Below are 8,839 nucleotides of genomic sequence, written 5' to 3' on the forward strand. Positions count from 1 at the left end.
TTCACTAATCTAAGATAAGGAGGACTTACGATGAAACATTATATCAAATATCGCTGTGTATTCTTACTGGTTTTGATACTATCATTTATCATGCCAACAAGCTATAGTGAAGCTGCAACAAAAATATCCAATTCCATTTCCGCACAATATTCCAATGCAATATTAGCATATGCAAAATTCCTCAAGGAATACAACTACCAGACGAAAAGTCCCTATATGAAAGGATACCAGTTAGAAACTGTTCAGTTTAATATTATCTATTTAGACAAGGATGTAACCCCAGAATTATATCTTCGCTATAGTGTAATAAATAAAGAAGGAGAATTTAGTTATCTTAATTATCTATTTACCTATCAGAATAATGAAATATCTCTGTTGGGCGGTGATTATAGGATTTCCGAAGAATTATATCTTTATCAACATCAAAACTTACTAATTAGTAAGTTTTTGTTAGAAAAAACATCTTACATTGATCATCAAAGGAATGCAAACTTGTCTTCTCAATGCCAATATCTAACCTTGCTTAATACGACATTAAAATCCTGTGGAAAGGATGATTTTCTAAAACTAAATCCTAAGTTTATTGATAATCATCCAATAGATATCGCAAGAAATCTGCAGCCTGTAACAGAACAAAACATTAAGAATTACTGTTCTCCAGAAATACGGCTAAATTATACCGACTTAATTCTCCCACTGGATGGATACGATTCCTATGTCGAATATCTACTACTATTGGGCGCTGATAGTGATAACGTTGTATGGGAAAGTAGCGATTCTTCGATAGCTACTGTAGATAAGCTGGGCTTAGTTACTGCAATGCTACCTGGTACTTGTACGATTACTGCCACCTACCAGGATAAAACTTATTCCTGTGAATTAAAGGTTCCTTATATCCCAGATTATGAATCTTTAGCATATCTTCAAATTGTCGATTCTAATATTCAATACCATGAAGCCTATTTGGATAAATTCGAAAACATAACTATGATTCATAATTTATTAAATGGAGAGCTTTTTCCTGATACAGAAATAGAAATATTGGATTCCAAAGCACAAGAGGCCTATTACCGTAAAGGAACATTGGATGACCTAAAACGTTTATGTAAAGAAAAAAAGTTAGTAAAAATCGTAATGAACCATGACCTAATCTTAAGCATCATCGAGATTACTATACCCTAAACTTTTAACCTTCAATTTAACACTTTGAATTTTTGTGCTATAATAAAAGGATACAAAGGAGGGATGAATATGAGAACAATGGAGTTTAAAATGGAACGAGAAGGTTTAGTAAAACCAGGGGATCAAGTCGAAGTATTAGAAAGTAAGCTTCCGATGAGTTATTATTATACCATCATCCCAGCGGTCGCCATGTCAGCAAATTACACCTTCTCAGAACGTTTAAAAAATCTAATTGGTAATGTAACCGACGTGCGTGGTAGTTCTGCAGGTTGGTATGTAACTGTAGAATTTGAAGAATAAATGAAACTAGAAATGCAAATAAGTGCCTAAACAAAGTATCTTCACTCTGTTTAGGCACTTCATTTACATGCTTTTGGTACATAAACTCACTATTACATATAATTAACGTTTTCCTTTGTCATACGGAACACCTTCTGCCTTTGGTGCTCTTGACTTCTTAGAAGTAAATGCTAAGACAACCATGGTTGCAATATAAGGTAACATCTTATAATAGGTTGGATTAATATTTAAGTTATTTAAGAATGGAATCAATGACACGGAATATGCAACTGTACGTAAAAATGCAAAGAACAATGCTGCAAAAAATATTTTCATTGGTTTCCACTGTCCAAAAATCATAACAGCAAGTGCTAAGAAACCAAAACCAGCTGCTCCGGTATGTCCGTTACAATTTCCTGACATTACACCAACAGAATAGAAATAACCACCAATTCCACCTAGAAATCCTGATAATGTAACGCCCGCATATCTCATACGATATACATTAATACCTACAGAATCTGCCGCCTGTGGATGTTCGCCGCAAGCGCGTAAACGTAACCCAAATCTCGTCTTATAAAATATAATTGTTGATATAATCAAGAAAGCAATCCCGATGTATACTGTTAGATATGTTTTCTGAAAAAACAGTCTTCCGATAATTGGAATATCCCCAAGTACAGGTACTTTTTGAATATAGAATTTTACATTGGTTGTAATACCATCACTGTTAAAGTTCATCTTAGAGAACAATAATACCATTGCTGGTACAAGCATGTTAAGAGCTGTACCTGTGATGGTTTGATCTGCTTTCATACTAACAGCTGCAAAAGATAGTAATAAGGAAAAGATTACTCCTGCTAAAGCAGCTATAAGCATTGCTAGTAATAAGATTACCTGTGGATTTAATCCTGTTCCTTGAACGAAATACACAAAGAGACATCCAAAAAATGCACCAAATAACATAATACCTTCTAGCGCAATATTGATTACACCACTTCGCTCACTAAACATACCTCCGAGAGCAACCAACAAAAGAGGTATCGCAACTGGAAGTGTATTTTGAATTAAATAAAACATAACATCCATCTTTACTTAACCTCCTTTTCTGAGGTTGTATCTTCCAGATTTACATTTTCTGATAGAACATCCTTTAAGTCTGAACCCTTTGTATCATTAATGTTTTCTGTACTATCTGTATCCTCTGTATCCTTTGAATTCTCTGTGTTTACTATATCATTTGAATTCTCTGTGTTTACTATATCCTTTGAATTCTCTGTGTTTACTATATCATTTGAATTCACAGTGTCTTCTTTATTCTCTAATTTCTCTGTATTTTCTGTATTACTTGAATTTACAGTGTCTTCTTTATTCTCTGAATTCTCTGTATTTTCTACAGTCTTCCCTACAGGCTTTTGGTTTTTCTTTTCTTTCTTACGCTTAAAAAATGTGACTACCATTTGATTCATTAGCATAGAAAAAGCAGAGAAATAGATAATAACTGAAATTACAATATCAATAATCTCTGGCTTATATCCATAAAGTGCGGTTAACGTACCACCACGCTGTATATGAGAAATAAAGATGGCAGAAAAAATAATACCAATAGGACTTGAATTACCAAGTAAAGCAACAGCAATACCATTAAATCCAGTCGCTGCAATAACATTGATTGGTTCATAAGTCATACTACTTCCTGGGATGGTAGAAGGAGCCAAGATACTAAACGCTCCACCAAGTCCTGCTAGTGCACCAGCAATTACCATTGTAAGTACAATATTTTTCTTACCATTCATTCCGGCATAATCACTTGCATGCTTGTTATATCCAGTTGCTTTTAACTCATAACCAAACGTAGTTTTATTTAATATAATATACAATAGAATCGCTATCCCAATTGCTATAAAGATAGACACATTGACACTACTTCCCTTAACACCTAAGGATGGAATCTGCGCAGACGCTGGAAGGTACTCTGTTCTTGCCTTAGTAGAAACATACATTTCAGATTTTCCCATAATAAGCATATCAACTAAGAACATACCAATGTAATTAAACATGATGGAGGTTATTACTTCATTTACATTTAAGAATGCCTTAAATAATCCTGGTATAATACCCCATAACATACCTCCCACCATACCTGCTAGTATACATACTAGCCAATGGATATTAGCGGGCAAGTCCCACATAAATCCAACATAAAGTGAAAAATACATACCCATCGTAAATTGACCAGATGCACCGATATTAAATAGCCCCATCTTGAATGCAAATCCAACCGCTAAACCAGTCATTAAAATAGGTGTTGCAAAATAAAATACATCACCAACTCGCTTTAATCCACCCGTTAATACCATATGAAACCCATCGACTGCATTGGATGGACTAGCAAACAGCATAATAAAAAAGCCGAATATTAAACCTAATACAATGGCAAGCAGCGCCGAAGTGAAGGCAGAAAAGCTCTTAGTTTTGATTATATTTATCTTATTCATTGGCGCTTGATTCCTCCTTCTTCTTTGGTGTCACATTCATACGTTTGGCACCAGACATATAAAGACCAAGTTCCTCTACTGTTGTAGTCTTTGGATCAAGTTCGCCAACGATTTCACCTTCATACATAACCAAGATACGATCGCTGACATTCATTACTTCTTCAAGCTCTAAAGATACCAATAAAACCGCCTTATTCGCATCTCTTCTTGCCACCAGTTGCTTATGTATATACTCAATCGCACCGACATCAAGTCCGCGGGTTGGCTGAACAGCAACTAAAAGTTCATGTTGTTTGTCAATTTCACGAGCGATTATCGCTTTTTGCTGATTACCGCCTGACATACTACGTACTATTGTAATTGGTCCTTGACCACTTCTTACATCATATTGTTTAATCAGCCTATCTGCATATTGGCGAATTGCATGCTTCCTTATAAAGCCCTTTTTTTGAAAAGTAGGTTCCCAATAACGTTGCAATACCATATTTTCTTCCAAGGTGTACTCAAGAACTAAGCCATGTTTATGGCGATCCTCTGGAATATGGCTCATTCCTGCTTTTGACCGTGTTCTAATATTCGCCTTTGTAATGTCTTTCCCACATAATGTGACTTTACCACCAGACATTTTTTCTAATCCGGTTAGCGCTGAAACAAACTCTGTCTGTCCATTTCCGTCAATTCCAGCCAGGCAAACAATTTCGCCAGCTCGTACATCAAAGGTTACATTCTTTACTGCATTATTTTTATGAATTTTGGATGGTACCGTAACATTATTAACAGATAACACAACATCACTAGGAGTTGCCTCATCTTTCTCAACAGAGAAGCTAATATCACGTCCAACCATCATCCTTGATAATTCTTCTTTCGTTGTATCCTTAATATCTACAGTTCCTATATATTTACCTTTACGCAAAACTGTGCAACGGTCTGCCGCCGCCATAATCTCATTTAGCTTATGAGTGATGAATAAGATGGATTTTCCCTCTTTTGCAAAGCCTCGCATTATTTCCATAAGTTCGTCGATTTCCTGTGGTGTCAATACCGCCGTAGGCTCATCAAATATTAAAATCTCATTTTCACGATAGAGCATCTTCAAAATCTCTACACGTTGCTGCATTCCAACTGAAATACTTTCTACCAATGCATCTGGGTCTACTCTAAGCCCGTATTGGTTGCACAGGTTTAACACTTTTTTTCTTGCTTCCTTTTTCTCGAGGAAACCTAAGGTATTAGGCTCTACACCTAAAATTATATTTTCTAGAACAGTAAAAATTTCTACCAGTTTAAAATGCTGGTGAACCATACCAATACCAAATGCATTGGCGTCATTCGGGTTATTAATCTTGATTGATTGACCTTTCTTTCTTATCTCACCTTTTTCAGGTTGATATAAACCAAATAGCACACTCATAAGAGTAGATTTTCCCGCACCATTTTCTCCTAACAGTGCGTGAATTTCTCCCTTTCTTAGGCGGAGTGTGATATCATCATTTGCTATAATTCCAGGGAACTCCTTTGTGATATGGAGCATCTCAATAATATAGTCTTCCACAATAACCCTCTTTCCTATTGTTTATTGTCGGAGCAACTTAGCTCTCTATCCTTGTACGATTAAAAGTATTCGCGAACTTTAATTGTCGCGAATAAGGGGGAACGGCACTCGCCCTTCCCCCATTGGTTTGTTTTATTCCTTGTGAGGTACATGATTTTAAGTTTTCTTCTATGTTCCTCGATAAAATAGTTCCTTGTTATTATCTAGTAGTTACTACAACTTTAGTAAGAGATAAATTGTCTGTAAGCTCCTTAGCACTTGCAATACCACCTGCATCTTCTACAGTGAAATCACGGATTGGATCAACAGTTCCATCTACTAAAGTTTTAAATACTGCTTCATACTCAGCTTTGTTAAATGTGCTGAAACGATCAAAGGCATCTGCCTTATCATCTCCGATAACAGCGGTAGGAAGACTAACGCCAGCATTAGCAGCGCTAAAATAAGTTGTCTTTCCACCATAAGTATCCCAGCTATTTGACTTATAAATCGAATCAAGAACTGCGATTACAGATGCACCAAGACCTTTCGTTGCAGAAGTCATAACAGTATCACTATCATATCTTTGGTCAACGTCTACACCGATAACTTTAGCATTTGCTTCTGTTGCAGCAGACATAACGCTCTTACCTACAGAACCACCACAAGCAAAGATTACTTGCGCGCCTTCTTGATAAATAGACTTCGCCATATTTTTATTTGTATCATTTTCTTCAAAGTTACCAGTATAATGGTATGTAACAGAAATAGCACCATCTGCAAGACCTAATTCTTTTGCAGCATTATCAGCACCCTGTAAGTAACCATAACCGTAAGCACGAACTGCTGGTACAGCCATACCACCCATGAAACCAAGCTTTGTCATGCCATCTTTTACAGCTGCATAACCTGCAAGATATCCAGATTCTTCTTCATCATATAATACACTGGCAACGTTTGATTCAGTTACAAAATTTTTATAATCTGCATCATGAGGAGCTCCATCAAGTAAGATGAACTTAACATCAGGATACTTTGTCTGAGCTTCGTATACTGCTACTTCAAATAAGAAACCAGGTGTTACAACAACCTTAGCACCACCAGTTATAGCTAACTCAATTGATGCTAAATAGCCTGCATCAGTTGCCTCTTCTGGTTTATAGTATTTGTGAGAAATCTTATTCTCCTTTGCAAATTCTTCTACGCCTTCCCAAGAACCTTGGTTAAAGGACTTATCATCAATGTTACCTTTGTCTGTAATCAGAGCAATTTCATATCCATTGCTACTATTTTCTGATCCTGAACCAGTCTCAGTGTCTTTCTTGCCACAACCTGCTAATAAAGAACAAGTCATAACAAATACTAAAGCAGTTGATAAAAATTTTCTCATAAATTTTTCCTCCCAAATATAATTTGACGTATATCCTGTCTTCTTCATTATACATCTTTTTATATAAATTTCAACTATTCTACCATATTTTGAAGCCTAACAGTGTATAAATAATAGGGCAATAATTCCTAATTTATCTGATAATTCATTGTAATTTTATCTTTCTGTTATGACTTCCATAGGAATCGTGCAATGTGTCTTTCTCATACATCTCTTTTGTGCATTTCTAATAAAATATCAGACGAAAAATTACTTCATTTGAGCAATTTGTCTATTCATCGAAATCAGCATGATATACCTTATCTTTCACATGGATATCGATATAAGATAAGTTAAACTCTTCTTCCATAACATCCACTTTATACTCAAAAAAACAGTTCTCCGTTTTCTTTGACATAAAAATATAGGTACCTGGTTCTTTTTCTTCGATTTCATCGCAAATCTCGTTGTATATCTCATATCCATCAATTTCGCCCGGATATCCACAAGCTTTAATCTTCTCTTCAATCATATCATAAAATTCCTGCATGATTAAACCTCCATTCCTTCCATTGTTTTTTTGCATTCGGAATTTGTGCCGAGGACAACGCAGGCACAAACAATATATGAAACTAGTGTGAAGTTTTAGAATTTCTTAGGCGGTGTCTTTTGGCGCCTTAAAAATTCTCTTACACTTCATCTTGCTTTTTAGCAATCTCTCCAGCCTTTTTATATATACTATGGTCTGGGATATATCCTCGGACAGAGGATAGTGGATATACATTTGTCTCTTTTCCAATCACGGTTCCTGGGTTTAGTACACTACCGCATCCAATCTCCACCATATCTCCTAGAATAGCACCCATCTTCTTTAAACCAGTTGGATATTTTTCGTTTTGAAATCGTACTGTAACTAATGTCTTATCCGATTTAACATTCGAAGTGATGGCACCAGCTCCCATATGTGATTTGTAACCTAGAACTGAATCTCCGACATAGTTATAGTGCGGTACTTGAACTTTATTAAATAACACAACATTCTTAAGCTCTGTAGAATTCCCTACAACCGCGCCTTCGCCAACAATAATATTTCCGCGAAGATATGCACAGTGACGGATTTCTGCGTTCTTATCAATAATACAAGGGCCATGAATATCAGCAGAACGTGCTACTGTAGCTGATTTTGCAATCCATATATTATCCCCAATCTTATCATATTCCTCTACTGGCAAGGTCTCCCCAAGCCTTATAATAAAAGATCCAATGCTTGGTAGTACTTCCCATGGATAAATCACACCTTGGAATAAATTTGTTGCTATAGTTTGTGATAAATCAAATAAACTCTCTATCTCTAATTCAATCATATAAATCCTCCATTCTGTAGCTTACTTTTTATAATTTTGCGCGACTTGTTCAAAGTATGGTATTAATAGATTCGCATTATTGATTCCTTTCACGCCTTCGGTCATACGGCCTACAAAGCCCTCCAGTTTTGCAATATACTCATCTTCCGAAATAGTTCCGTCTGCTACCATCGTAAGCCCTTTTTCCCAGCTTGCAGTAAGCTCTGCATTGAGTAAGGACCGAATAGAAGCATTCACTACATCATAAATTAATTCACCCATTAAAGAAGGGGTCATAATCTGGGTTTTCTTATTTAAGGAGAGGTAATTTATCTTTACAAGTTTGTTTAATATTTCAGCTCTTGTTGCACTTGTACCGATACCACTTCCTTTTATCTGAGCACGCAATTCATCGTCTTCAATCAGCTGTCCTGCATTTTCCATAGCAAGAATTAAAGAACCAGAATTGTAGCGTTTTGGTGGAGCTGTTTCTCCTTCTTTAATTGTAAAATTACGAACTGGTAGTTTCATTCCCTTTTTCAGACTTTTCATAACCTCAAAGAACGTGGCATCATAATCTTTCTCTTCCTCAGCTTCCTCATCAGAACCTTTCTCTTTTCCTTCTGTCTCTGTC

General features: G+C 36.0%; 9 protein-coding genes. 2 read left to right on the forward strand and 7 right to left on the reverse strand.

From position 1 onward, the window contains the following. Window positions 1-30: 30 nt before the first annotated feature. Both RTP52_RS12800 and RTP52_RS12805 read left to right on the forward strand, forming a co-directional pair. A complete protein-coding gene (locus RTP52_RS12800; RefSeq protein ID WP_312371790.1) occupies window positions 31-1,182 on the forward strand; it encodes an Ig-like domain-containing protein in 1,152 nt (383 codons plus the stop codon). 69 nt (window positions 1,183-1,251) lie between these two features. Next, a complete protein-coding gene (locus RTP52_RS12805) occupies window positions 1,252-1,482 on the forward strand; it encodes a hypothetical protein (protein WP_312371791.1) in 231 nt (76 codons plus the stop codon). A gap of 102 nt (window positions 1,483-1,584) precedes the next feature. Here the strand turns inward: RTP52_RS12805 and RTP52_RS12810 are convergent, their stop codons facing one another. The 7 genes from RTP52_RS12810 to RTP52_RS12840 all read right to left on the reverse strand — a co-directional run. After that, on the reverse strand, window positions 1,585-2,550 hold the full coding sequence (locus RTP52_RS12810; RefSeq protein WP_312100243.1) for an ABC transporter permease: 966 nt from the start codon (window positions 2,548-2,550) through the stop codon (window positions 1,585-1,587). A 2-nt stretch (window positions 2,551-2,552) separates the two neighbouring features. Next, the gene (locus RTP52_RS12815; RefSeq protein WP_331661496.1) at window positions 2,553-3,959 is read right to left on the reverse strand and encodes an ABC transporter permease subunit; all 1,407 of its coding nucleotides are present in this window, start codon (window positions 3,957-3,959) and stop codon (window positions 2,553-2,555) included. Then, window positions 3,952-5,514: an ABC transporter ATP-binding protein gene (locus tag RTP52_RS12820; RefSeq protein ID WP_312371792.1), complete on the reverse strand. Its 1,563-nt coding sequence runs from the start codon at window positions 5,512-5,514 to the stop codon at window positions 3,952-3,954. The genes RTP52_RS12815 and RTP52_RS12820 overlap by 8 nt, the downstream gene beginning before the upstream one ends. Window positions 5,515-5,713: 199 nt before the next feature. Further along, entirely contained in the window at window positions 5,714-6,883 is a 1,170-nt protein-coding gene (locus RTP52_RS12825; RefSeq protein WP_312371793.1) for a BMP family lipoprotein, read from the reverse strand. A gap of 271 nt (window positions 6,884-7,154) precedes the next feature. Further along, a complete protein-coding gene (locus RTP52_RS12830) occupies window positions 7,155-7,412 on the reverse strand; it encodes a hypothetical protein (RefSeq protein WP_312371794.1) in 258 nt (85 codons plus the stop codon). Between the two features lie 139 nt (window positions 7,413-7,551). Continuing rightward, a complete protein-coding gene (locus RTP52_RS12835) occupies window positions 7,552-8,226 on the reverse strand; it encodes a UDP-N-acetylglucosamine pyrophosphorylase (RefSeq protein ID WP_312100253.1) in 675 nt (224 codons plus the stop codon). A 21-nt stretch (window positions 8,227-8,247) separates the two neighbouring features. Next, window positions 8,248-8,839 (reverse strand): DNA topoisomerase (locus RTP52_RS12840; protein ID WP_312371796.1); only part of this gene is annotated, 592 nt, incomplete at its 5' end.

It is taken from the genome of Lachnoclostridium sp., assembly GCF_031997925.1.
Taxonomy (GTDB): Bacteria; Bacillota; Clostridia; order Lachnospirales; family Lachnospiraceae; genus Lachnoclostridium.

Coding starts and splice junctions, on each gene's coding strand:
- RTP52_RS12805 (WP_312371791.1), top strand. CDS start 1,252: ATGAGAACAATGGAGTTTAAAATGGAACGAGAAGGTTTAGTAAAACCA.
- RTP52_RS12800 (WP_312371790.1), top strand. CDS start 31: ATGAAACATTATATCAAATATCGCTGTGTATTCTTACTGGTTTTGATA.
- RTP52_RS12825 (WP_312371793.1), bottom strand. CDS start 6,883: ATGAGAAAATTTTTATCAACTGCTTTAGTATTTGTTATGACTTGTTCT.
- RTP52_RS12830 (WP_312371794.1), bottom strand. CDS start 7,412: ATGCAGGAATTTTATGATATGATTGAAGAGAAGATTAAAGCTTGTGGA.
- RTP52_RS12815 (WP_331661496.1), bottom strand. CDS start 3,959: ATGAATAAGATAAATATAATCAAAACTAAGAGCTTTTCTGCCTTCACT.
- RTP52_RS12835 (WP_312100253.1), bottom strand. CDS start 8,226: ATGATTGAATTAGAGATAGAGAGTTTATTTGATTTATCACAAACTATA.
- RTP52_RS12810 (WP_312100243.1), bottom strand. CDS start 2,550: ATGGATGTTATGTTTTATTTAATTCAAAATACACTTCCAGTTGCGATA.